23 protein-coding genes are annotated in these 22944 nt (G+C 62.3%); 7 read left to right on the plus strand and 16 right to left on the minus strand.

What is annotated here, in order from left to right:
• Positions 1–123 precede the first annotated feature (123 nt).
• The 9 genes from pyrF to J3P85_RS21335 form a co-directional block, all read right to left on the minus strand.
• Positions 124–822, minus strand: coding sequence for an orotidine-5'-phosphate decarboxylase (pyrF, locus tag J3P85_RS21295; protein WP_434703379.1), 699 nt, complete (start codon positions 820–822; stop codon positions 124–126).
• A 417-nt stretch (positions 823–1239) separates the two neighbouring features.
• Positions 1240–2277, minus strand: coding sequence for an AI-2E family transporter (locus J3P85_RS21300; RefSeq protein ID WP_434703381.1), 1038 nt, complete (start codon positions 2275–2277; stop codon positions 1240–1242).
• Between the two features lie 64 nt (positions 2278–2341).
• Positions 2342–3160 carry a DUF4892 domain-containing protein gene (locus J3P85_RS21305; RefSeq protein WP_434703383.1) on the minus strand — a complete coding sequence of 273 codons (819 nt, stop codon included), beginning with the start codon at positions 3158–3160 and terminating at the stop codon, positions 2342–2344.
• A 129-nt stretch (positions 3161–3289) separates the two neighbouring features.
• Positions 3290–4141, minus strand: a complete 852-nt coding sequence (locus tag J3P85_RS21310) for an alpha/beta hydrolase (RefSeq protein WP_434703385.1) — start codon at positions 4139–4141, stop codon at positions 3290–3292.
• Complete coding sequence (locus J3P85_RS21315) at positions 4138–4932, minus strand: alpha/beta fold hydrolase (RefSeq protein WP_057451981.1); 795 nt, start codon at positions 4930–4932, stop codon at positions 4138–4140. The genes J3P85_RS21310 and J3P85_RS21315 overlap by 4 nt, the downstream gene beginning before the upstream one ends.
• A gap of 275 nt (positions 4933–5207) precedes the next feature.
• Positions 5208–5651 (minus strand): hotdog fold thioesterase, encoded by a 444-nt coding sequence (locus tag J3P85_RS21320; protein WP_434703387.1) that lies wholly within the window; start codon positions 5649–5651, stop codon positions 5208–5210.
• A gap of 96 nt (positions 5652–5747) precedes the next feature.
• A complete protein-coding gene (gene sixA / locus J3P85_RS21325; protein WP_434703389.1) occupies positions 5748–6191 on the minus strand; it encodes a phosphohistidine phosphatase SixA in 444 nt (147 codons plus the stop codon).
• Complete coding sequence (locus J3P85_RS21330) at positions 6188–6535, minus strand: DUF4389 domain-containing protein (RefSeq protein ID WP_434703391.1); 348 nt, start codon at positions 6533–6535, stop codon at positions 6188–6190. The genes sixA and J3P85_RS21330 overlap by 4 nt, the downstream gene beginning before the upstream one ends.
• 29 nt (positions 6536–6564) lie before the next feature.
• Positions 6565–7590 (minus strand): NAD(P)H-dependent glycerol-3-phosphate dehydrogenase, encoded by a 1026-nt coding sequence (locus tag J3P85_RS21335; RefSeq protein ID WP_186708114.1) that lies wholly within the window; start codon positions 7588–7590, stop codon positions 6565–6567.
• Positions 7591–7789: 199 nt separating this feature from the next.
• On the opposite strand from J3P85_RS21335, the gene J3P85_RS21340 reads away from it, so the two are divergent.
• The 5 genes from J3P85_RS21340 (at position 7790) to fabB (ending at position 14746) form a co-directional block, all read left to right on the plus strand.
• The gene (locus J3P85_RS21340; protein ID WP_434703393.1) at positions 7790–9913 is read left to right on the plus strand and encodes a TonB-dependent receptor plug domain-containing protein; all 2124 of its coding nucleotides are present in this window, start codon (positions 7790–7792) and stop codon (positions 9911–9913) included.
• Positions 9914–10846, plus strand: a complete 933-nt coding sequence (locus tag J3P85_RS21345) for an ABC transporter substrate-binding protein (RefSeq protein WP_434703394.1) — start codon at positions 9914–9916, stop codon at positions 10844–10846.
• Complete coding sequence (locus tag J3P85_RS21350; protein WP_434703395.1) at positions 10843–12750, plus strand: ATP-binding protein; 1908 nt, start codon at positions 10843–10845, stop codon at positions 12748–12750. Before J3P85_RS21345 ends, J3P85_RS21350 begins: the two co-directional genes overlap by 4 nt.
• A gap of 248 nt (positions 12751–12998) precedes the next feature.
• The gene (fabA, locus tag J3P85_RS21355; RefSeq protein WP_003204400.1) at positions 12999–13514 is read left to right on the plus strand and encodes a 3-hydroxyacyl-[acyl-carrier-protein] dehydratase FabA; all 516 of its coding nucleotides are present in this window, start codon (positions 12999–13001) and stop codon (positions 13512–13514) included.
• 11 nt (positions 13515–13525) lie between these two features.
• A complete protein-coding gene (fabB, locus tag J3P85_RS21360; RefSeq protein ID WP_434703397.1) occupies positions 13526–14746 on the plus strand; it encodes a beta-ketoacyl-ACP synthase I in 1221 nt (406 codons plus the stop codon).
• 233 nt (positions 14747–14979) lie between these two features.
• On the opposite strand, the gene J3P85_RS21365 is transcribed toward fabB, so the two are convergent.
• Positions 14980–15444: a DUF3859 domain-containing protein gene (locus J3P85_RS21365; RefSeq protein WP_018610122.1), complete on the minus strand. Its 465-nt coding sequence runs from the start codon at positions 15442–15444 to the stop codon at positions 14980–14982.
• Positions 15445–15655: 211 nt separating this feature from the next.
• Entirely contained in the window at positions 15656–16669 is a 1014-nt protein-coding gene (locus tag J3P85_RS21370; protein WP_434706412.1) for an amidohydrolase family protein, read from the minus strand.
• Positions 16670–16789: 120 nt separating this feature from the next.
• On the opposite strand from J3P85_RS21370, the gene J3P85_RS21375 reads away from it, so the two are divergent.
• Positions 16790–17650, plus strand: a complete 861-nt coding sequence (locus J3P85_RS21375) for a pirin family protein (protein WP_434703399.1) — start codon at positions 16790–16792, stop codon at positions 17648–17650.
• A 153-nt stretch (positions 17651–17803) separates the two neighbouring features.
• Here J3P85_RS21375 and J3P85_RS21380 read toward each other — a convergent pair whose 3' ends face one another.
• The 4 genes from J3P85_RS21380 to J3P85_RS21395 form a co-directional block, all read right to left on the minus strand.
• Positions 17804–18532 (minus strand): dienelactone hydrolase family protein, encoded by a 729-nt coding sequence (locus J3P85_RS21380; protein WP_434703400.1) that lies wholly within the window; start codon positions 18530–18532, stop codon positions 17804–17806.
• Positions 18533–18678: 146 nt separating this feature from the next.
• Positions 18679–20583, minus strand: coding sequence for a molecular chaperone HtpG (htpG, locus tag J3P85_RS21385; RefSeq protein ID WP_060743152.1), 1905 nt, complete (start codon positions 20581–20583; stop codon positions 18679–18681).
• 87 nt (positions 20584–20670) lie between these two features.
• On the minus strand, positions 20671–21132 hold the full coding sequence (locus tag J3P85_RS21390; protein WP_434703401.1) for a PaaI family thioesterase: 462 nt from the start codon (positions 21130–21132) through the stop codon (positions 20671–20673).
• Positions 21129–21605 carry a PaaI family thioesterase gene (locus J3P85_RS21395; RefSeq protein ID WP_434706413.1) on the minus strand — a complete coding sequence of 159 codons (477 nt, stop codon included), beginning with the start codon at positions 21603–21605 and terminating at the stop codon, positions 21129–21131. The genes J3P85_RS21390 and J3P85_RS21395 overlap by 4 nt, the downstream gene beginning before the upstream one ends.
• A 157-nt stretch (positions 21606–21762) precedes the next feature.
• Here J3P85_RS21395 and J3P85_RS21400 point away from each other — a divergent pair, with 157 nt between their 5' ends.
• Complete coding sequence (locus tag J3P85_RS21400) at positions 21763–22023, plus strand: hypothetical protein (RefSeq protein WP_186708134.1); 261 nt, start codon at positions 21763–21765, stop codon at positions 22021–22023.
• A 73-nt stretch (positions 22024–22096) separates the two neighbouring features.
• Here the strand turns inward: J3P85_RS21400 and J3P85_RS21405 are convergent, their stop codons facing one another.
• Positions 22097–22834: a DUF599 domain-containing protein gene (locus J3P85_RS21405; protein WP_434703402.1), complete on the minus strand. Its 738-nt coding sequence runs from the start codon at positions 22832–22834 to the stop codon at positions 22097–22099.
• Positions 22835–22944 lie beyond the last annotated feature (110 nt).

Consider the following 22944-nt stretch of genomic DNA (forward strand, 5'->3'; position numbering starts at 1 on the left):
ACACAAAACAACTGTGGGAGCGAGCTTGCTCGCGATGGGGCCCGGTCAGTCAACATTGATATCGACTGACCTACCGCTATCGCGAGCAAGCTCGCTCACACATTGGGGATTCTCGGCGTTTGCTCAGGCCAGTTCGGCCACGACCGCCGCCAAGGCCTTGGCCGGATCGGCGGCCTGGCTGATCGGGCGACCGATCACCAGGTAGTCGGAGCCGGCATCCAGCGCTTGGCGCGGAGTCAAGATGCGACGTTGGTCGTCCTGGGCGCTGCCCGCCGGACGAATCCCAGGGGTTACCAATTGCAGCGTCGGGTGAGCCGCTTTCAAGGCGCCGGCTTCCAGGGCCGAACAGACCAGACCGTCCAGGCCGGCCTTCTGCGCCAGCGCCGCCAAGCGCAGCACTTGCTCCTGGGGCTCGATGTCCAGGCCGATCCCGGCCAGGTCCTCGCGCTCCATGCTGGTCAGCACGGTCACGCCGATCAGCAACGGTTTCGGGCCGCTGCGCTGATCCAGCACTTCACGGCAGGCCGCCATCATGCGCAGGCCACCGGAGCAATGCACGTTGACCATCCACACGCCCATCTCCGCCGCAGCCTTGACGGCCATGGCGGTGGTGTTGGGGATATCGTGGAATTTCAGGTCCAGGAACACTTCGAAACCCTTGTCACGCAGGGTCCCGACAATTTCCGCCGCGCAACTGGTGAACAGTTCCTTGCCGACTTTGACCCGGCAAAGCGCGGGGTCCAACTGGTCGGCCAGCTTCAGGGCGGCGTCACGGGTGGGGAAATCCAGGGCGACGATGATGGGCGTCTGGCAGGCGGACATGAGCGGGCTCTCAGGCAAGTCGAAATCGGCGCGCATTGTAGCGGAACGAGCGCCCGTGCGGGACCCGATGATCGGTAAATCTCATCGTCCCCTTATTTCCCCTGTGGGAGCGAGCTTGCTCGCGATAGCGGTATGTCAGTCGCTATCAATGTTGGCCGACAGGGCCACATCGCGAGCAAGCTCGCTCCCACAGGGGGTCAGCGCTGATCTGGAGGTTTTGTGTACACCTCGGGAGCCCGGTTCGCGGTTGATGGGTCGACGATAAACCCGTGGCGAGGGAGCTTGCTCCCGCTGGGCTGCGTAGCAGTCCTGAAACCAGGCACTGCGGAGTGTCAGGCTGACCGAGGTATTGGTTTGGGGTCGCTTCGCAACCCAGCGGGAGCAAGCTCCCTCGCCACGAGGTACTCGACACTCAAACTACCGCACCTGGCTTTTACTCCAGTCCGTCAACAGGCTGTACGCCACCGCCAGCAGGGTCGGGCCGATGAACAGGCCGATGAAACCGAAGGCGATCAACCCGCCAAACACCCCCAGCAACACAATGACCAAGGGCAGGTTGCCGCCACGGCTGATCAGGTAGGGTTTGAGCACGTTGTCCACGCCACTGATGATGAACGTGCCCCAGATGCCGAGGAACACCGCCATCCCGTATTCGCCCTTCCACGCCAGCCACGCCGTAGCGGGGATCCAGACCAGGGGTGGGCCCATGGGAATCAGGCTCAGCAGGAACGTGACGATCCCCAGCACCAGTGCTCCCGGCACCCCGGCGATCAGGAAGCCGATCAGCGCCAGCACGGCCTGGGCCGCCGCGGTGCCGATCACGCCGTTGACCACCCGCTGCACCGTACCGGCCACCAGTTCGATGTAGTAACCGGCACGGTCGCCGATCAGACGCTCCAGCAGCCCATGGACGAACACCGCCAGACGTGGGCCATCGCGATAGAAAAAGAACACGAACACGATGCTCAGGGTCAGTTCGAGGATGCCCCCGCCGATCTGCGCGCTACGTGCCAGCAGCCAGTTGCCGACCTGTCCCAGGTACGGCCTGATGGACACCATCATGGCCGCGCCCTGCTGGTCGATGCTGTTCCAGATGCCAACCAGCCGCCCGCCCACCAGCGGCACGCCGGCCAGCCAGTCGGGTGCTTCCGGCAAGCCATCGACTTGTGCGTCCTTGATGAACGCAGTGGCATCGCGCACATGGTCGGCGAGGTTGAAACCCAGCCACACCAGCGGCACCGCCACCAACAGCATCCAGCCCACCGTCAGCAACGCCGCCGCCAGGGATTCGCGGCCATTGACCCAGCGGGTCAGCAGGCGCATCAACGGCCAACTGGCGAACGCCAGCACCGCGCCCCAGAACAGCGCCGACCAGAACGGCGCCATGACCCAGAGGCTTGCGCCGAACAACACCAGGAGCAGGATCTGCACCAACAGCCGATCGTTATTGAGCATGTAGGGTCTCGAAAAAATGAACAGGACCGAGACAGCGGCGTAAAAACCGCTGCCCCGACACAGCTTAGCGCAGCAGTTCCAGGCGCAAGCCCGCCGCCTCGCCGCTGGCGGCCTCCATGCGCGCCGCCCGGACGCCCTGGCCCGCCAGTGCCTCACGCCAGTCCTCGGCCCGGGAACCGGCGATACTGACCCGCAGGCCCGTGTCCAGGTTCAGCGCCCGGGACAACAGGCGCAACCAGGTGTCGTCCGGCTCACCGGCAAGACGCGGCAAGTCCAGGACCCCGGTGTCCTTGAGCTGGCGCAACAGCGTGGCCGATGTCGGCAGCAAGTCCCCCAGCACTGCGTTCGCCTCGAACTGCTCGACATGCAGGTAGGCCTTGCGATTACCGCGGGTGATGGAATAAAGCGCGATCAGCGTGTTGTCTGCCGGCGGCGCCAGGCGCAGCAACAGGAAGGCCTGGCCGTTGTCGGCGCCATAGAGCTTGGCGTTGCCGAAGACGTCGTTGGCCCACAGGCTGCTTTCGCCACAATCGCGGGCCTGGCACCAGAACAACAGCTCGGCGCCCTGTTTCTGTAACGCTTCGCGAGCCGCGGTAAAGGCCTGGGTGGCGGAATGTTCCGGCGGCAGTTCATAGGTGACCGACGTGACATTCCCACGGGCATCGACCTGGCCGTCAAAGCGCAACTGGCCGCTGATCTTGCGGATCGAGCCCATGGGGTAGACGCGCTCCAGGTCGCTGCCTTGCCGGTAATCGACGATCTGGGCATCGGGCATGCGCGGCACGCGCTCCAGGTCGCGACTGCCCGGCACATCGACGGCGAACGACGCCGGGCTGAGGCAGGCCAGCGCCAGCAGGACGAGTGAGTGAACGGATAATTTCATCGGATCGGCTTGGCCTGGGACGCTTGAACGCAACGGGCGTCGTCGATGCACGGCGAAGCTGGCAAACAGAGGTCTGTCATGGTTGTCTCCTTTTCAACCCGCTCAGCCTCGACAGTTGCCCGGCGCAAGTCAAGGAACGGTGAAGAACCGATTGAAACAGTCTGCTACAAGCCCGGCACCGACCTCGTCGTTCAGGTGCAAATGATGGCCGCCGGGCAACTGCTCATGACTGAAGGGTAGACGCTCCAGCAGCTCCGGGTGTTGGCCAAGCATGCCGTCGGCCGCCACCACCAGATGCGTTGGACAAGCGACCCGGGCAACGAACGCCATGGCCTGCTCTTCGGTCAGGCGCAGGGGCGATGGCAGGGTCAGGCGGTTGTCGGTGCGCCAGGTGTACCCCCCCGGCACCGGCATCAGGCCGCGCTGGGCCAGCAACTCGGCAGCCTCACGGCTGACCGCCACCAGCCCCTTCATGCGCGCTTCGATGGCCCGGTCGAGGGTTTTGTATACCGGCTTGCGTTTTTGCTGCAAATCCAACTGGGCTTGCAGGGCCATGCCCATGCGTTCGGCCGCGTTATCACCTTTGGCGGTCGGAGGAATCACCCCGTCGATCAGCCCCAGGTGCGTCACCCGTTCCGGCAGGGAACCGGCCAGCACCAGCGACACGATGGCGCCCATGGAATGCCCCAACAGGGCGAAGCGCTTCAAGCCCAGTTGTTCGGCCACTTGCAGCACATCGTGGGCGTAGTCCCACAAGGCATAGCCGGCACCCGGCGGCCGGTGCCCCGAATGACCGTGGCCGGCCATGTCCAGGGCGATCACCCGCAGCCCTTCGAGCCTGGGCGCCAGGCGGGCGAAGCTGTTGGCGTTGTCCAGCCAACCGTGCAGGGCAATCACCGGCAGCCCGTCTTCCGGACCGGACAAGTGAGCCGCCAGTTCGATGTGAGGCAGGCTCAGGCGGACCTCTTCGACCACGCTCATGCGCTGCGCCCTTCCCAACGCTGGAAGAGGTTCTTGAGCAGGTTCGCCGTGTCTTGTGGACGTTCGAGGGGGAACATGTGACCGCCGGGCATGCTCAGGGATTCGCCATGGAGCATGCGTCCCACCGAACGGGTGTGATGGCGCATCACCACGCGACTCTGCCGGCCGCGCACCACGGCCAATGGCACCTTGAGCTTACGGGGCCGACCCGGGCTGGTGTGCGGCACGCCGCGGTAAATGCTGATTTCCGTGGCCGGGTCGAAGCGCAGCCGCAGCCGGTCGCCGACTTGTTGCAGGCCGTGTTGCAGGTAGGCGTCGAAGCAATCCGGGTCAAAACCGCGAAACAGTGTCTTGCCGGCAAAATACTGCCGGGCCGACGCCAGGTCGGCAAACTCCTCGCGCCGTCCCAGGGTCCGGCCGGCCGGGGTCAGGCGATCGATAAACCCCAGGCGCTTGGCCGCCAGGATGACCCACTGATCGGTACGAGTCAGCACTGGCGAATCGAGCATGACCACGCCGCGATACAGCTCGGGGCAGCGCAACGCCGCGTGCAGGTGCAGCACGCCGCCCAGGGAGTGGCCGACGCCCCACACTGGCGCCGGCTGCTGTTCCAGGTGATGGATCAGTTCGTCCACCAGGTTGTGCCAGTTGTCGTCGACCGGAAAGCGCGGGTCATGGCCGTGCAATTCCAAGTGCGCGACCTGGTACTGCGGCGCCAGCGCGGCGAACAACTTGCCGTAGGTGGCCGAGGGAAAACCATTGGCGTGGGCGAAAAAAATCTGTTGCGACATGACAGCCGATCCATTGGGGAACTGCGGCAGATTGTCCGCAGAACCCGACGGCGCGGCAATGACCGTAACTGACAGGAATGATGACAGTCGGGCTTGGGCTATGGGGTTGTATGAGCGATGAAAACCTGTGGCGAGGGAGCTTGCTCCCGCTGGGCCGCGAAGCGGACCCCAAAACATCTGCCTGACAAACCGCTGCGCCTGGTCTTGGGCCTGCTGCGCAGTCCAGCGGGAGCAAGCTCCCTCGCCACAAGAGCCTTTCACCCACCACAGGGGGTTCAACGCGCCGGCGGTTGCTCACCCAGCGGCACCACGGCCATGGTCAGGCGCGACACGCAATTGAGCTTGCCCTCGTCATTGACCAGGCGAATGTCCCAGACCTGGGTGGTACGGCCCAGGTGAACCATCCGGGCCGTGGCCGTTACCCGTCCGCTGCGCACGCCGCGCAGGTGGTTGGCATTGATCTCCAGGCCGACGCAATAGAACTTGCTGGCATCCACACACAGGTAGGCGGCCATGGACCCGACCGTTTCGGCCAGGACCACCGAAGCACCGCCATGCAACAGGCCGAACGGCTGGTGGGTACGCTGATCGACCACCATGCTGGCGGTCAGGGACTCGTCGTCGAACGATTCGAAACGGATATCCAGCACTTCGCTGATGGTGTTTCTACCGGCGGCGTTCAGTTGCTCGATGTTGGGGGTGGTGCGCCACAGACTCATCGCTGCCCTTCCTTTTTGGTTTTATTGCATTCAATCCTGCACAGCACGGTGGGAGCAAGGCTTGCCCGCGATGCAGACGCTGGGGTGGATCAGGTATTACCGGCGCTTGAGGCTCATCGCCCCGGCCAACGGCATGTCGCCTTCCAGCTCGGCCAGCCCAGCCGTTTGCACTTGCTCGGGCTGTTGCAGGTGGCCGTGCTGCAGGAAGCCCAGCAGGCTGCCCACCAACGGGTTATGGCTGACCAGCAGCACGTCGTCCTGATCCTTCAGATGCCGCAACACATCGGCCGGCCGGGTCTCCGGCGTGAGCCAATCGACGGTAATCAGTTCAGGTTCGAAACCCAGTGCTTCGCGCACCAGTTGCGCGGTCTGTTGGGCACGCACATAAGGGCTGGCATAGATGGCCCGCAATGGCTCACCCATCAGCCGGCCGGCACTGAGCAACACTTCCTCGCGGCCATGCACTGTCAAGACCCGCTCCGGATCGGGACGCACACCATGGGGCTCTGCCTCTCCGTGACGCAATACCCACAGCTTCATAGCTTCGGCTCCTCGTCCCGGACCGGATGTGGCGCCGGCGCCACGGCGTGAGGCGCTTCACCTTCCGGCGTGCGTGGGGTCGGCCAGTCCGCGAACGGCCAGGGCTTCTGGTCGCTGTGAAAGGTGCCGAAGCGGCCGATCTGCGCCAGGAACTGGCTCAGGCTGTCGCCGAAATTCATCAGGCTCGCGCTGGGCGCGCCGTAGATCAGCCGATAGATCAATTGCACCAGCACCACGGCGCCGAGGATGAATTGCGCCACCTGCCAGACCAGCAGGTAAACCATCATCCACAGCACACGCAGCAGGATGGATTCGTATTGGGGTTGCCCTTGCGGATCGTTCATGGCTCGCTCCTGCTTGCGTCAATAGCGGTTCAGTTGAAACCGCTGGTGGAAATGAAATCAACGTCGGTCTTCGGTTCACCACGCATCAACAGCTCGATCACCTGTTCCAGCGTGCGCCCTTCGAACAGGATGGCATGCAGCCCGGCGACCAGTGGCATGTACACCCCCGCCTCCTGGGACTTGGCCTTGAGCACCTTGAGGGTATTGACCCCTTCGGCCACTTCACCCAGGCGCGACACAGCCTCATCAAGGCTCAAGCCTTGGCCGAGGGCAAAGCCGACCTGATAGTTGCGACTCTTGGGCGAGGAACAGGTGACGATCAGGTCGCCCACCCCGGCCAACCCCAGGAAGGTCATCGGGTTGGCGCCCTGGCTGACGGCGAAGCGGGTCATTTCCGCCAGCGCGCGGGTGATCAGCATGCTCTTGGTGTTCTCGCCCATGTCCAGCGCCACCGCCATGCCGGCGATGATGGCATAGACGTTCTTCAGTGCACCGCCCAACTCCACTCCAAAACGGTCAGCACTGGCGTAGACCCGAAAGGTGCGGCCATGGAGCGCGGCCTGGACCTGTTGGCACAGTTGCTCATCTTCACTAGCGACCACCGTGGCGGTCAGCGCGTGCTCGGCGATTTCCCGCGCCAGGTTCGGGCCGGAAATCACACCGATCCGCGCCTTGGGGGCGATTTCTTCAAGAATTTCGCTCATCAGCTTGAAGGTCTGGGCTTCGATGCCCTTGGTCAGGCTCACCAACAGTTTGCCGCTCAGGCGCTCGGCATGGGGTGCCAACACCGAACGCAAGGCGCTGGACGGCAAGGCGACGAAGAACAGGTCGCTACCCTCCAGGGTGGCCTGCAAGTCAGTCACCGGCACCACTTCCGGGCGGATCTTGATGCCCTTGAGGTAACGTGGGTTCTCGCGGTTGACCCGGATGGCCTCGGCCTGTTCCGGGTCACGCATCCACTGGCGCACCGGGTGGCCATTCTCGGCCAGCAGGTTAGCCACGGCGGTACCGAAACTCCCGCCCCCCAGGACCGCAATCGGGCGCTGTTCAGTCATATGCAATCCGTTCATCCATACCAAGTGGCAATGCGGGGCATTATACGGAGCGGCCGGATGGCGACCAGCCCCGGCAACAATTACCGCCAGCTGTAGGAAGCTGACCACCAATTCCTAGGAAAATGCTGTCAACGTGAATGGAAAAGTCGTTCAGCTCAGTTAACATGCCCGTCATCCGTCCATTCTCATAGGCTGTGCCGTGTCCGTTGGCCCTTCCCGCTCAGGTTCGTCCCTGCTCTTGGCACTGATCATCAGCCCGCCAGTGCTGGCCGACGACTTGTTCGTGGACAGCCAGCCCCTGCCCCAGGTACTGACGGCCACGCGCCTGAAGCAATCGCCGGCGGCGGTGCCAGGCAGCATGACCGTGCTCGACAGCGAACTGATCAAGGCCAGCGGCGCCCGGGACATCAGCGAATTGCTGCGCCTGGTACCGGGCATGATGGTCGGCAACATCACCGGCAACCAGGCCGCCGTGAACTACCACGGCACCAACGCCAGCGAAGCCCGACGCATGCAAGTGCTGATCGACGGCCGCTCGGTGTACCGCGCCGGCCTGGCCACCGTGGACTGGAGCGATATTCCGGTGGCCATGGAAGACATCGAGCGGATCGAAGTCTTCCGCGGCCCCAACACCGTCAGCTATGGCGCCAACGCGCTGATGGCGGTGGTCAACATCATCACCCGCGCCCCGGCCGACAGCCATGGCACCCGGTTGAAAATCACCCGGGGCCAGCGTGGCATCAGTGACTGGTACGCCAGCCAGGGCAGCGGCTGGGAAGGCGGCGACCTGCGGTTGTCGCTGTCCGGCCAGGAGGACGATGGCTTTGACAGCGACCGCAACGGTGCCGACTACCGCGACAGCCGCCGCCTGAATCGCTTCAATCTGTCCGTCAGCCAGACCCTGGACGAACGGCAGAGCATCGACTGGCAATTGAACGCCAAGGACGGGACCAACCAGCGACCTTATACCTACCGTCCCGTGTTCGCCGGGATTACCGCCGCTGGGGATAATTCCGACGTCATCGCCAAGGACTATGCCGGCTCACTGCGCTGGAACCTGGACCTGAATCCCGACCACAGCCTTTATGTACAAGGCTCGATCCAGCACTGGGATCGCCAACAGACCTGGCGCGCCTGTGACGCCGAGGTGTCTTTCAGCCCGCAACTGACCGACCTGTGGCAGCTCAACCCCAACTATGCCGAGAAGCTGGCGCGCAATATCCCCAGCTATACCAGCATCGGCGCGCCACCCGGCACGCCACAGGAACAGGCGTTGGCCAACCAGGTGCTCGATCAATGGCGCAACGGCGCCTCGCGGACCCTGTGCGGCGATATCGACCAGAGCGCCCGGGAATCGCGCTACGACCTGGAGATCCAGGACACCCTGAGCCTGTCCGACAGCCTGCGACTGGTCACCGGCGCCAATTATCGCTACGACCGGGCCGACTCGGAGACGTACTTCAACGGCACCCTGGACGACACCACCTGGCGCCTGTTCGGCCAGCTCGAATGGCGGGCTACCGAGCATTGGCTGTTGCAGGGTGGCGCGATGTTCGAGGACACCCGCCTGACCGGCAGCTCGCTGACCCCGCGGGTCGCGGTCAACTACCTGATCACGCCGCGCCACGGCCTGCGGGCGGTGTACTCCGAAGCCGTGCGCTCGCCGGACATGTTCGAGAACAACGTCAACTGGAGCTACCAGGTCACCAACCTGCAGCCTGCCGCCTTCGGCCAGAACAGTGCCCGTTATTTCGTCCGGACCCGCGGCCCGGGCAACCTGGAGCAAGAGCACATGCGCTCTCGGGAACTGGGCTACAACGGTTATTTCGTGGACGTGGGCCTGGCGGTCGACGTGAAGCTGTTCCATGACGAAATCACCGGCATGATCAGCGAGCCGCTGCGCAACAATCAGTACATCGCCAGCAATGCCAACGAATCACAGTTCTCCGGGGTCGAGACCCAGTTCGACTGGCGCATGACCAGCGCCGACCGTCTGCGCCTGACCTATGCCTATGTCGACGCCCAGGCCAGCAACCCCCTCGACGAACAACTGACCGCCCGCAACAGCGGTTCGGCCGGCTGGCTAAGGGATTGGGGCCAGGGTTGGAACAGTGCGCTGTTCTACTACGCCGCCGCCGACCTCAACGGTTATCGCTTCGAACGGGTCGACACCCGCCTCGCCCGGCGCATTCCCCTGGGCAAGGCCAGCCTGGAACTGGCGGGCGTGCTGCAACAGCGCCTGGACAACCAGCCCATGACCTTCGTCGACAACCGCTACGACTCCCGCCATGTGGTGTACTTCAGCGCGGAGCTATCGTTCTAGATGTCCCGGCGCCGCCCCCGCAAGACGCCATTTCATGGCCGCCTGACGCTGGCCCTGTGCCTGGTGTTTGCCGGCTGGCTGGCAACCCTCCAGGCCAGGGCCGCCGAGATCCTGTTGACCGGCGCCGAGGACAGCCCCGGCGTACAGTCTTTCACCCAGGCCCTGAAAACCTTGCGCCCCGAAGACAGCGTACGCTTTACGCCACTGGCCAACCTGCCGACGCCGGACAAGTTGCCGGACACTGTGCGCCTGGTCCTGCTTGACCTGCCCAGCCTGGAGTGGCGCCTGCAAGACGCACGGGGCCCGGCCACCCTGGTCCTGCGCATTAGCCGCCAGCAAGCCCGCGACCGCCTGGGCGATGGGACGCCCGCGCACCTCAGCCTGCTGTGGAGCGATCCTCCGATGGCGCGGCAACTGAGGCTGATCCGCACCATCCTGCCGCAAGTGCGACGGGTCGGCGTGTTGTACGACGCCCACAGTGAGTTCCTGCTCAAGGACCTCCAACAGGCCGCGGCACCGCTGGGCCTGGTCATCGTCAGCGAACGTTGGGACGACACCAGCGACAGCCGTCCCCTGCAAAACCTGCTGGGCCAAAGCGATGTGCTGCTGGGCCTGGATGACCCCGACTTGTACAACCCCAAGACCGTGAAGAACCTGTTGCTCAGCAGCTATGCCCGGCAACGCGCGCTGATCGGGCCCAGCGCCGCATTCGTCAAGGCCGGCAGCCTGGCCAGTACCTACAGCGATCAACAGGACTGGCTGGCGATTCTCGACGACCTGCTTGACCGCCCCGCCACGACCTGGCCGCGCACGCTGTATCCGGACCGCTTCAAAGTCCTGGGCAACCGGCAGGTCTCCCGCTCGCTGGGGATCGAACCGATTGACGCCGAATCCGTCGCGGCAACGTTGGCCGAAGGAGAACACCGCCCATGACCTTGCGTCGCCGTTGGGACATCAACACCCGCACCCAGCTCATCGCCCTCGGCCCGGCGTTGCTGCTGACCTTGCTGCTGATCACTTTCTTTACCTTCGTGCGGATCCAGGACTTGCGCCAGGAGCTCAATCACACCGGGCAACTGATCGCCAACCAACTGGCCCCCGCCACGGAATACGGGGTGATATCCGGCAACAAAGAGGTACTCGAAAGCCTGCTCACCGCAACCCTGGCAACCCCACACGTGCGCTTCCTGGAAGTCCAGGACAGCGCCGACAAGGTCTTGGTGTATGTCGAACAACCCGAGCAGGTCCACAGCCGTGCCCAGCAGATCGACGTCTTCCAGGCCCCGGTGCGCCTGCAGCGCATTGCCCTGAACAATGATTTCCTGCAAGGCAACAGCAGCGCCATCGAGGCGGCTGGCGAGGATTACCTGGGCCGCGTGATCGTCGGCATGTCCAGCGACGCCTTCAGCCAGCGGCAACAGGAAATCCTGTTCAAGGCCGCGATCCTGGCATTGTTCGCCCTGCTGTTCACCTTCCTGGTGGCTCGCCGGCTGGCGACCAGCCTGTCCCGGCCGATCCGCGACATCGGCAACGCGGTCAAGGCTATCCAGCAAGGCGACTACAGCACCCCGCTGCCCATCGTCGATGACACCGAACTGGGGGCCTTGTCGCGGCACATCAACAACCTGGCCGACGGCCTGGAACAAGCCAGCCGCGAACAGCAGCAGGCCATGGCGCAGTTGATCAAGACCCGCGAAGAAGCGGAAAAAGCCAACAGCGCCAAATCCGAGTTCCTGGCGATGATGAGCCATGAACTGCGCACGCCCATGAACGGCGTACTGGGCATGTTGCAGCTACTGGAAACCACCCGCATGACCGACGAGCAGCACGAGTACACGGCGCTGGCTTCGGAATCCACCGAACACCTGTTGAAGGTGATCAACGACATCCTCGACTTCTCGCGCATCGAGCGCTCGGCCCTGGAACTGGAGCACATCCCGTTCAACCTGGCCGAACTGGTGGGCAGTTGCGCGCAGTCTTTCCAGCACAGCGCCGCGCAGCGCAAGCTGGGCCTGGACCTGCTGGTCCCGGACGACATGCAGGCCTTGCAGGTCCAGGGCGATCCGACGCGGATCCGGCAGATCCTGGTGAACCTGATCGGCAACGCGCTGAAATTCACCGAGCAAGGCCGTGTCACCGTGCAATGCCAGTGGCAGGCCCTGGACCACGAACTGCTGTGGTTCACCTGCACGGTGCGCGACAGTGGCATCGGCATCCCCGCCGAGAGCCTGGAGCGCATGTTCGATGCCTTCCAGCAGGCCGACAATTCGATTTCCCGGCGCTACGGCGGCACCGGCCTGGGCCTGCCGATCGCCCGCACCCTGGCCGAACGCATGGGCGGGACGCTGCGGGCCCAGAGCGAAGAAGGCCAAGGCTCGGTGTTCACTCTCGAGATCCCGCTGGCCCTGTCGCGCCAGACACCAGCGACCCTGGTGCCGCGCCTGCCTATCGGCAGCGGCAGCGGCGATGGCGAAGGCCGCAACGTGTTGCTGGTGGAAGACAATCCGGTCAACCAGACGGTGGTCGAAGCCATGCTGCGCAGCCTGGGCTTCACCGTCAGCATCGCCACCGATGGCGCCCAGGCCGTACGCAGCGCCGAGAGCCTGATTTTCGAAGCGATCCTCATGGATTGCCGGTTGCCCATCATCGATGGCTACGAAGCCACGCGGCAGATCCGCCAGTTGCCGGGTTGCGACCAGGTGCCGATCATCGCCCTGACGGCCAACGCCTTGCAGGGCGACCGCGAAGCCTGCCTCGCGGCGGGCATGAACGATTACCTGGCCAAGCCGTTCAAAAGGAACGAACTGCAACAGATTCTGCAGCGCTGGGTGAATTAGAACAGCTCGCCAGACCATCTGTGACTGGCGTGAAAGGCGAAAGTGCGGCAGTCTTAGGCACCCGAACGAGCCTCGATTGGGGCTTGAATAAAAATTTCAGTGCACAGGTGTACATTCATTTCCCGTGTGCTGTGACTTTCACTACAACGCAATAGTCTATGAGTAGGCTGTCGATTCGAGGCATGAACGCTTCGATCGGCCGGGAAGATTTGCCCCACCCTGCCGCATGGGACTATTGAGGAGCTCGCATGACCAAACAAAACGCCTTTACCCGGGAAGATCTGCTGCGCTGCAGTCGCGGTGAGCTGTTCGGCCCAGGTAACGCGCAACTGCCCGCCCCGAACATGCTGATGGTGGATCGCATCACCCATATCAGCGAAGAGGGTGGCAAGTACGGCAAAGGTGAATTGGTCGCCGAGCTGGATATCACTCCGGACCTGTGGTTCTTCGCCTGCCACTTCGAAGGCGATCCGGTGATGCCGGGCTGCCTGGGCCTGGACGCCATGTGGCAACTGGTCGGTTTTTTCCTCGGCTGGCAAGGCCTGCCAGGTCGCGGTCGCGCCCTGGGTTCGGGCGAAGTGAAGTTCTTTGGTCAGGTCCTGCCGACCGCCAAGAAAATCACCTATAACATTCATATCAAACGCGTCCTCAAGGGCAAGCTGAACATGGCCATTGCCGATGGTTCGGTTGCCGTGGACGGTCGCGAGATCTACACCGCCGAAGGCCTACGGGTCGGCGTTTTCACCTCCACTGACAACTTCTAAGGGTTATCCGCATGCGCCGCGTCGTTATCACTGGTCTGGGCATCGTTTCGTGCCTGGGCAATGACAAAGAGACCGTCTCCGCTAACCTGCGTGCAAGTCGCCCTGGCATCCGGTTCAACCCGGAATATGCCGAAATGGGTCTGCGTAGCCAGGTTTCCGGCTCCATTGACCTCAACCTCGAAGAACTGATCGATCGCAAGATCTACCGTTTCGTCGGCCATGCGGCGGCCTACGCCTACCTGGCCATGAAGGACGCCATCGCTGACTCCGGCCTGACCGACGAGCAGGTGTCCAACGTGCGGACCGGCCTGGTCGCCGGCTCCGGCGGTGCCTCCACCTTGAACCAGATGGAAGCGCTGGACATCCTGCGCGAAAAAGGCGTCAAGCGTGTCGGCCCGTACCGCGTCACCCGGACCATGGGCAGCACCGTTTCGGCCTGCCTGGCCACGCCATTCAAGATCAAGGGCCTGAACTACTCGATCTCCTCCGCTTGCGCCACCAGTGCCCACTGCATTGGTACCGCTGTCGAGCAGATCCAGATGGGCAAGCAGGACATCGTGTTCGCCGGCGGCGGTGAAGAAGAACATTGGAGCCAGTCGTTCCTGTTCGACGCCATGGGCGCCCTGTCCAGCAAGCGCAACGACACGCCAGAAAAAGCTTCCCGTGCCTACGATGCCGACCGTGACGGCTTCGTCATCGCTGGCGGCGGCGGCATGGTCGTGGTCGAGGAGCTGGAACACGCCCTGGCCCGTGGTGCGAAGATCTACGCGGAAATCGTCGGCTACGGCGCCACGTCCGATGGCTACGACATGGTCGCGCCAAGCGGCGAAGGTGCGGTGCGCTGCATGCAGATGGCCATGTCCACCGTCGACGCACCGATCGACTACCTGAACACCCATGGCACCTCGACCCCGGTCGGCGACGTCGCGGAAATGAAGGGTGTGCGCGAAGTGTTCGGCGACAAGGCCCCGGCCATCAGCTCCACCAAGAGCCTGTCGGGTCACTCCCTGGGCGCCGCCGGCGTTCACGAAGCGATCTATTGCATGCTGATGATGGAAGGCAACTTCATGGCCGGTTCGGCCAACATCGACGAGCTGGACCCGGAAGTGGCCGACCTGCCCATCCTGACCAAGACTCGCGAAAACGCCACCATCAATACCGTGATGAGCAACAGCTTCGGCTTCGGTGGCACCAACGCCACCCTGGTGATGAAGCGCTGGCAGGGCAAGTAAGCCTCGCTGCTACGCCACACAAAAAAACGCCCCGACTGGTTCGGGGCGTTTTTTTGCCTGCTCACATAAAAAAGTTCTGTGGGTATGCCCTTGTGGGAGCGAGCTTGCTCGCGATAGCGGTTCGACAGTCAATGACAATGTTGAATGTCAGTCCGCTATCGCGGGCAAGCTCGCTCCCACAGGTTTTTTCTGACCTCACTCCCACACAAGCTGGCTCCCACAGTTGACGCCATTCAGCGCACGACAAACCGCTGCTGCGTCAGCAGCCGATCACCCTGGAACACCATGAACCGCCACTCTCCCGGCACCACTTCGTGGCTTTCGGTGAATTCGTAGGCCATGACATCCTGGGGTGCGCCGGGCACCAGTTTCTGGATGACCTCGAACTTGTCGTGGCGCACGCCATCGGGGGTGCGGATACCGGGGGTGAAGTACAACAGGGTCAACGGCTGGTCGTCAGCAACCTTGCCAGCCAACTGATAGCGCATGCCGAATTTGGTGCCCAGCTTCGCCGGTACGCTCTCGGTCTGGCGGATCTGCTCGTTGCTGCGCCGCAGGACCCGCTCGCCCGATTGCAACTCAGCCTGGGGCCCTTCAAAGACACCGTACTCCACCGGGCCTTCGACACGAACTTCCGCCTGGGCCAGGCCGCAGGTCAACAACAGCGCGACCAGTGCGCTTGAACGGGTGAGGTGCATAGTGCGCTCCTTGATTGAGATGAGCGCGAGGGTATGACGCGGGAGTGACAGGCTGATGACAAAGCGATGTTGGCCAGGCCAGCTATGGCCCGGAGATAGGGTTGCCCCTGTGGCGAGGGAGCTTGCTCCCGCTCGACTGCGCAGCAGTCGCCAGGTTTTGGGGCTACTGCGTAGCCCAGCGGGAGCAAGCTCCCTCGCCACAAAAACGGACTTAGCGGGTCACTGAGTGCGGCAATACCGAAAGGAAGTTATCCCGCGCCACTCTCCTCGCCACGTCTTCCGGCAAGGCATCGAGGAACGGATCGAAGCTGCGCAGTTCCTCACCCAACTTGTCGAAACGCCCGACCACATCCGACCCCACCATGAAACGCTCAGGAAAGCGCTCCACCAGCTTTACCCACTCAACCCGAGGCTTGCCCGCCTCATCCAGCAAGTACGGCGTGAGTACGCTCCAGGACAGGTCGACGTAGAGATTGGGGTAGGCCTCGAGCAGGCGGGTCAGGGTCGGCAGCAGAAAATCCAAGCGGGTCTGGTGACGATGGATTTCCATGCTGGTGCCGGCGTGGGCCCAGATGAAGCGCGTGTGCGGGTGATTGCGCAACGGTTCCTCGATTTCCGCCAGGTACAGCGGATTTTTCTCACGCTTGGACGTGATGTTGGAATGCAGCATCACCGGCAGGTCGTTCTCCGCCGCCAGGTGATAGATCCGCGTCATGGCTTCGTTGTTGGCCCGTGGCGTGTCGCCCGAGGTCAGCGCCGTCAGGTCGTCATGGCGGGTGAAGACTTCGCCGATGCCCTGCCACAACCCCGGATAGAGATCGAGCATGCGCTGGATGTGGGCGGCGGAGTTCTTGTCGTTGGGATTGAAGCCCGACAGGAACGGATGGAAGTGCTGGCGCTGTTCGTCGGTCAGCTTGCTCACTGCCGCGGCGACGATCACATCGGTGGCGCTGTACCAATAGGCATCCGCGTCATCACCGGCGTAATAACGCGGACGCTTGGGCTCGTCCTCATGCCATTTCTTGGCCACCGGCACGCCGGAAATCATCACATGCTCGATGCGATTGTCCGCCATCGCCTGAAGCAGCTTGGGCATGCCGGCGCTTTCCTGGAAGAAATCGACGTAATGCAGGTGCGCATCGCTGTAGGCATATTCGCGGGCCATGGCGGCGCTCGAAACGACCAGCAGCCAGGCAACGATCAAACGGGTCAAAGGCACGGGCAGTCTCCAGGAGCCATGAACAGCGTAGACCCTCGCCGTCCCGCCTGGGTTCAAGGCGCATGTGCAGTGTCTGCCGGCGGCGGGTTATGCTTCGGCCAACCGTTGTTCAACCTGGAAGACAACATGACCACCCTCCTGACCGTTCGTCCCCGCGCCGAAGACGTCGAAGGCCAGCCGATCCTTCGCCCGCTGCCGTCCGCCAAATGCCGCAGCGTCGGGCCTTTCGTGTTTTTCGATCACATGCTGCCAACCACCTACCCGGCCGGCAAAGGCATGAACATCCGCCAGCATCCACACATTGGCCTGTCCACCCTCACCTACCTGTTCGAAGGCAAACTCCAGCACAAGGACAGCCTGGGCTCCGACCAGGTGGTGGACGCTGGCGATGTCAGCTGGATGACCGCCGGCAGCGCCATCGCCCACGTCGAGCGCACCCCGGAGTCATTACTGGGCAGCCCTTTCGTCATGCACGGGTTGCAAGTCTGGCTGGCCTCGCCCAAGTCCCACGAACAGGGCCCGGGGCACTACAGCCATCACCCCGCGCAGAGCCTGCCGGTCAGTGAGAACCTTGGGGTCTGCATCCGCATGATCGCCGGGGCAGGCTTTTGCCTGGAATCCCCGGTACCGGTGCTGTCGCCAACGCTGTACGCCGAGTTGAACCTGCAGACCGCAACGACCTTGCTGATTCCCAGCGAGCATGAAGAACGGGCGCTGTATGTGCTCAGTGGCGAGGCGTTATTGGAGGGCGAGCCGGTAGAAGCCCATTCCCTGGTGATATTGCCAGCCGGGGAAGAAATGACACTGTTTGCCGACAGCGATTGCCATGCCATGCTGTTCGGCGGCGCGCCCCTGGACGGGCCGCGGCGGATGAACTGGAATTTCGTTTCCAGCGACCCGGCCCGGATCGATGAAGCCCGCCGGCGCTGGGCGGCTGGGGACTGGCCGACAGTGCCGGGGGAAAGCGAGCGGATCGAGCTGCCCTGAGTTCAGAGTCGTTTGTCAGGCAGTCATCGCGAGCAAGCTCGCTCCCACACTGGATCGATGTCATTCACAAATGCTGTGAACACCTCGGTCAAATGTGGGAGCGAGCTTGCTCGCGATGGCTGTATATCAAACAACAGAGATCCAGACCCTATCTCAGCCCTTGAACACTTCATCCAACAAGTTATGCATCGAGCGGAACGCCCTTCCGGCGACCTTGGCGTCGTACATCATCTTGCCCGGCACATTGGCCTGCGGATCAGTGAACGAGTGCACTGCACCGCCGTAGCTCAGCAACTGCCAATCCACCCCGGCGGCATTCATTTCCTCTTCAAAGGCCGGTAGCTGCTCTTTCGGCACCAGCGGGTCGGAAGCGCCATGCATCACCAGCACCGCGCCCTTGATGTTCTGCGCATCGGCCGGGTTCGGTGTATCCAGCGTGCCGTGGAAGGAAATCGCGGCCTTGAGCGGAGCGCCGGTGCGAGCCAGTTCCAATGAACAGCAACCGCCGAAGCAGAAGCCGAACGTGGCGAGTTTCGCTGTATCGACCTCGGCTTCGCCCTGGCTTTGCAACTGCTCGAACGCGGCCTGCATGCGCTTGCGCAACAATGCCCGGTCGTTCTTGAGAGGCATCATCGCCGCCCCCGCCTCATCGGCGTTGGTCGGGCGCACCGTTTGCCCATACAAGTCGGCGATCAGCACCACATAACCATTGGCCGCCACCGACTTGGCAATGTCCTCGGCACCCGCCCCGACACCCATCCAGTTCGGCGCCATCAGCAAACCCGGGCGCGGGCCCTGCTGGTTAACGTCGAAGGCCAGGCGACCTTCATAATTTTGACCATCGATCTGATAGACCAGCGAACGAACCGTAACCTGACTCATGACGGACTCCTCTTGATGAAACATTCAAGAAGCCATTGTGGGAACGAGCTTGCTCGCGATTTCGGTCCAACATTCAACAGATGCGTTGACTGCTCTACCGCCATCGCGAGCAAGCTCGCTCCCACAAGGGATTTTCCTGCGTCAGATTAAGCTGACAGTTCAACCAACAGCTTGTTCAGGCGACGCACATACGCCGCCGGGTCCTTCAGGCTGTCACCGGCCGCCAGGGCCGCCTGGTCGAACAGGATGTGCGACAGATCGCCGAAACGCTCTTCGCTCTGCTCGTTGTCGAGTTTTTCCACCAGCGGGTGGGCCGGGTTGAATTCGAAGATCGGCTTGGAGTCCGGGACTTTCTGGCCGCTGGCTTCAAGGATCTGGCGCATTTGCAGGCCCAGGTCCTGCTCACCGATGGCCAGGATCGCCGGGGAGTCGGTCAGGCGGTGCGAGACACGCACTTCGCTGACAGCGTCGCCCAGGGCGGTCTTGATCCGCTCGACCAGGCCTTCCTTGCTCTTGGCGACTTCTTCGGCGGCTTTCTTGTCTTCTTCCGAATCCAGGTTGCCGAGGTCCAGGTCACCACGGGCCACATCGACGAAGCTCTTGCCGTCGAACTCGTTGAGGTAGCTCATCAGCCACTCGTCGATGCGGTCGGTCAGCAGCAGCACTTCGATGCCTTTCTTGCGGAAGACTTCCAGGTGCGGGCTGTTCTTGACCTGCGCATAGGTTTCACCGGTCAAGTAGTAGATCTTGTCCTGGCCTTCCTTGGCGCGGGCCAGGTAATCGGCCAGGCCAACAATCTGCTCGCCATCGTCACCCTGGGTCGACGCAAAGCGCAGCAGGCCGGCGATTTTCTCTTTGTTGGCGAAGTCCTCGGCCGGACCTTCCTTCATCACTTGGCCGAAGTTTTTCCAGAAGCTCTTGTACTGCTCGGGCTCGTTCTTCGCCAGTTTTTCCAGCATGTCCAGCACGCGCTTGGTCAGTGCCGACTTCATGGAATCGATGATCGGATCTTTCTGCAGGATTTCCCGCGAAACGTTCAGCGACAAATCGTTGGAATCCACCACGCCCTTGATGAAGCGCAGGTACAGCGGCAGGAACGATTCGGCCTGGTCCATCACGAACACACGCTGCACGTACAGCTTCAAGCCCCGTGGCGCTTCGCGCTGGTACAGGTCGAACGGTGCGCGGGCCGGCACGTACAGCAGCGAGTTGTATTCCAGCTTGCCTTCGACCTTGTTATGGCTCCAGCTCAGCGGGTTCTCGTAGTCGTGGGCGATGTGCTTGTAGAACTCCTGGTATTCCTCGTCTTTCACTTCGGTGCGTGGACGGGTCCACAGGGCACTGGCGCGGTTGACGGTTTCCCACTCCACTTCAGGCTTTTCTTCGCCTTCGGCGGCGGTGACTTCCTTCGGCAGCTCGATGGGCAGCGCGATATGGTCGGAGTACTTCTTGATGATATTGCGCAGGCGCCAACCGTCGGCGAACTCGTCTTCGCCGGACTTGAGGTGCAGCACGATGCGGGTACCGCGATCAGCCTTGTCGACGGTGGCGACTTCAAACTCGCCTTCGCCCTTGGACGACCAATGCACGCCTTCGCTCGCAGCGAGGCCGGCACGGCGGCTGAACACTTCGACCTGGTCGGCCACGATGAACGCCGAATAGAAGCCGACGCCGAATTGACCGATCAGGTGGGAATCTTTCTTCTGGTCGCCGGACAGGTTCTTCATGAAGTCGGCTGTGCCGGACTTGGCGATGGTGCCCAGGTGCGTGATCACCTCTTCGCGGCTCATGCCGATACCGTTGTCTTCGAGGGTGACGGTTTTCGCGTCCTTGTCGAAGCTCACACGGATTTTCAGCTCGGCGCCGCCTTCCAGCAGTTCAGGCTTGGAAAGGGCTTCGAAACGTAATTTGTCGACAGCGTCAGAGGCGTTTGAAATCAGCTCGCGAAGGAAAATTTCCTTGTTCGAATACAGCGAGTGAATCATCAGGTGCAGCAGTTGCTTCACCTCGGTCTGGAAGCCCAGGGTTTCCTTTTGAGTTTCCACGCTCATGGTCATCAAACTCCAAGTGGATGGTGGTGTCCGCCTCGCTGAGATTGGCGGCGGGATGTCCTCAAGGTGGGGGCGACGCGGATGATTTCAAGGGCGATCGGGTTTTGAGGGTTCCTGGATCTTGAAATGCGCCCGGGCGGTGGCGATGGGTTCGGCCTCGACGTCTTGCCAAGCGGTGATCGCGACGTTGGCGACCCGTCGGCCCTGGCGCCAGACCTGGCATTTGGCGTAGGTGTCGCGAAAGTGCCCGGCGCGCAGGTAATCCAGGGAAAAGTCGATGATTTTCGGTATGCCCGGCGTGCCGGTGGCAATCAATAGATGCACCGCAGCGGCCAGCTCCATGAAGCCGGCGATGACCCCGCCGTGGATGGCCGGCAGCAAAGGGTTACCAATGTTGTCTTTGTTGGCCGGCAGGCGAAACAACAAGTCGTCGCCCTGGCGCATGCATTCGACACCGATGAGTTGGGCATAGGGGATCGAGGCGAGCAGCAGCGCGTAGTCGCCCTGCTCGCAGGCGTGGCGCAGGTGTTCCTGGGTGGTATCGGTCATGGTTGGCCCGCGGTGGTTATCGGACTGGCCTTGCCCATTCCCCTGGCATGCTGGCCCAGGCGCATGAACGTGCCCACCACATGGGCGATGGGTTGTTCGGGATCGTCCTGATAGGCGAACCCCCGGGTGAAAATCACGTCCGGGGTCACCCGATAACATTGAGCGAAGCCGTAGACGTCCTTGTGGGGCTCGGCGGCGTGCATGTAGTCGATGCGCAGGTCGAGGGTGGGGCAGACTTCGAATTGCGGCAGCACGCATAAGGTCGACATGCCGCACGCAGTGTCCATCAATGAGGTCAACGCCCCGCCGTGGATGATACCCGTCAGGGGATTACCAACGATTTGCGGGCTGAACGGCAGGATGACCGTCAGTCCATCACGGCTGGCACTGTGCAACTTCACACCTAGCACCTGGCAATGCCGCAGCGCGGACAGGAAGCGCGTCGCACGCTCAAAAACGGGATCTTCAACCACTTCATCAACGCCTTTCATAGGTGGGAGTCTCTACAACAGGTGCGAGCCATAAAGTTCCGCTGCTGCGCAAAGTTATATATCTGTAGCAAAAGAGGAACTTAACCTGAAGGGGCGCGCTCAAAAGGCCAGTAGTTATTTCCATAAGGAGAAACACCCCATGCGTAAGACTTTTGCTATTGCCTTGATGTTGGCCGCTTCCCTCGGTCTCGCTGCCTGCGATAAAAAATCCGAGGACAAAGCTCAAGATGCCCAACAACACGCTGAGCAAGCTCAGCAAGACATGAACAAAGCACAGGATAAAGTGAACGACGCGGCGAAAGAAAACGCCGAAGCCGCCAAAGCTCAGTCTGAATCGAACAGTGCCGCCCAGCAGGAACAAGCTCCTGCTCCTGCTCCTGAAGCGCCTAAAACCAACTGATACGGTTTTAGCAGTAAAAGAAAACCCGCCTGGCGCGGGTTTTCTTTTGCTTGTGATTTGGAGGCGGCGTCTGTCAGGCCGCTTCCTTGCCAGCCTCGGGCGCTGGTGCTTCGGTGGGGGTATAGACCATCACATCCAGCACATCGGAGTGAAACTCACGCTGATACAACACGAACACCACCCCAGCACTCATCAACATGAATAACCAGGGGCTGACAAACCACGCCAACATGGTCATGCCGAAGTAATAGGCACGCAGGCCGAAGTTGAACTGGTTGGCCGCCATGGAAATCACCCGCGCCGCCCTTAGTGCGAAGGCTTTGCGCTCTTGCTCCGAGACATGGCGCTCGCCGATCATCGGTGCCGAGCCAATCAGCACCGCGGCGAAGTTGTATTGGCGCATGCACCAGCTGAACGTGAAGAACGCATACACGAACACCAGTGCCAGGCACAGCAACTTGACCTCCGCCATGCCCTGGGAAGCCTGTTGCACCAAGGGGATGTCCGCCAGCAACGACACCGCCCGATCCGAGGCCCCGAGCACTGTCAGGATGCCCGCCAGGATGATCAGCGTGCTGGAAGCGAAGAATGACGCGTTGCGCTCCAGGTTGCCGATCACGCTGGCATCGGCGATGCGGTTCTCACGCAGCAGCATGCGGCGCATCCAGTCTTCGCGGTACAGGTGCATGACACTGGCCAGGCAGGCCGTGTCGCGGGCCTTCCAGGTGGCATAACGGGTGTAGCCCGCCCAGCAGATGATGAACCAGGCGGCGGCAAGCAGATGGATCAGGTTGGCTTGGATGAATGACATTCGATTTCCTGTATGTCTAAAAACATGACGTCTAAAGCCAGACTTGCCTTGAAATGCAGACCTGTGGGAAATGCAGACCTGTGGGAGCGAGCTTGCTCGCGATGGCGGTC

The sequence above is a fragment of the Pseudomonas sp. Z1-12 genome, assembly GCF_051132015.1.
Lineage (GTDB): Bacteria > Pseudomonadota > Gammaproteobacteria > Pseudomonadales > Pseudomonadaceae > Aquipseudomonas > Aquipseudomonas zanjanensis.

Excerpts from the sequence above, each read along its gene's own strand:
- J3P85_RS21300 (WP_434703381.1), bottom strand. The coding sequence starts at position 2,277 with ATGCTCAATAACGATCGGCTGTTGGTGCAGATCCTGCTCCTGGTGTTG.
- fabA (WP_003204400.1), top strand. The coding sequence starts at position 12,999 with ATGACCAAACAAAACGCCTTTACCCGGGAAGATCTGCTGCGCTGCAGT.
- J3P85_RS21350 (WP_434703395.1), top strand. The coding sequence starts at position 10,843 with ATGACCTTGCGTCGCCGTTGGGACATCAACACCCGCACCCAGCTCATC.
- J3P85_RS21320 (WP_434703387.1), bottom strand. The coding sequence starts at position 5,651 with ATGAGTCTGTGGCGCACCACCCCCAACATCGAGCAACTGAACGCCGCC.
- J3P85_RS21330 (WP_434703391.1), bottom strand. The coding sequence starts at position 6,535 with ATGAACGATCCGCAAGGGCAACCCCAATACGAATCCATCCTGCTGCGT.
- J3P85_RS21310 (WP_434703385.1), bottom strand. The coding sequence starts at position 4,141 with ATGAGCGTGGTCGAAGAGGTCCGCCTGAGCCTGCCTCACATCGAACTG.
- J3P85_RS21380 (WP_434703400.1), bottom strand. The coding sequence starts at position 18,532 with ATGAGTCAGGTTACGGTTCGTTCGCTGGTCTATCAGATCGATGGTCAA.
- sixA (WP_434703389.1), bottom strand. The coding sequence starts at position 6,191 with ATGAAGCTGTGGGTATTGCGTCACGGAGAGGCAGAGCCCCATGGTGTG.
- J3P85_RS21390 (WP_434703401.1), bottom strand. The coding sequence starts at position 21,132 with ATGACCGATACCACCCAGGAACACCTGCGCCACGCCTGCGAGCAGGGC.
- J3P85_RS21375 (WP_434703399.1), top strand. The coding sequence starts at position 16,790 with ATGACCACCCTCCTGACCGTTCGTCCCCGCGCCGAAGACGTCGAAGGC.
- J3P85_RS21315 (WP_057451981.1), bottom strand. The coding sequence starts at position 4,932 with ATGTCGCAACAGATTTTTTTCGCCCACGCCAATGGTTTTCCCTCGGCC.
- fabB (WP_434703397.1), top strand. The coding sequence starts at position 13,526 with ATGCGCCGCGTCGTTATCACTGGTCTGGGCATCGTTTCGTGCCTGGGC.
- pyrF (WP_434703379.1), bottom strand. The coding sequence starts at position 822 with ATGTCCGCCTGCCAGACGCCCATCATCGTCGCCCTGGATTTCCCCACC.
- J3P85_RS21305 (WP_434703383.1), bottom strand. The coding sequence starts at position 3,160 with ATGAAATTATCCGTTCACTCACTCGTCCTGCTGGCGCTGGCCTGCCTC.
- J3P85_RS21400 (WP_186708134.1), top strand. The coding sequence starts at position 21,763 with ATGCGTAAGACTTTTGCTATTGCCTTGATGTTGGCCGCTTCCCTCGGT.
- J3P85_RS21365 (WP_018610122.1), bottom strand. The coding sequence starts at position 15,444 with ATGCACCTCACCCGTTCAAGCGCACTGGTCGCGCTGTTGTTGACCTGC.
- J3P85_RS21405 (WP_434703402.1), bottom strand. The coding sequence starts at position 22,834 with ATGTCATTCATCCAAGCCAACCTGATCCATCTGCTTGCCGCCGCCTGG.
- htpG (WP_060743152.1), bottom strand. The coding sequence starts at position 20,583 with ATGAGCGTGGAAACTCAAAAGGAAACCCTGGGCTTCCAGACCGAGGTG.
- J3P85_RS21335 (WP_186708114.1), bottom strand. The coding sequence starts at position 7,590 with ATGACTGAACAGCGCCCGATTGCGGTCCTGGGGGGCGGGAGTTTCGGT.
- J3P85_RS21345 (WP_434703394.1), top strand. The coding sequence starts at position 9,914 with ATGTCCCGGCGCCGCCCCCGCAAGACGCCATTTCATGGCCGCCTGACG.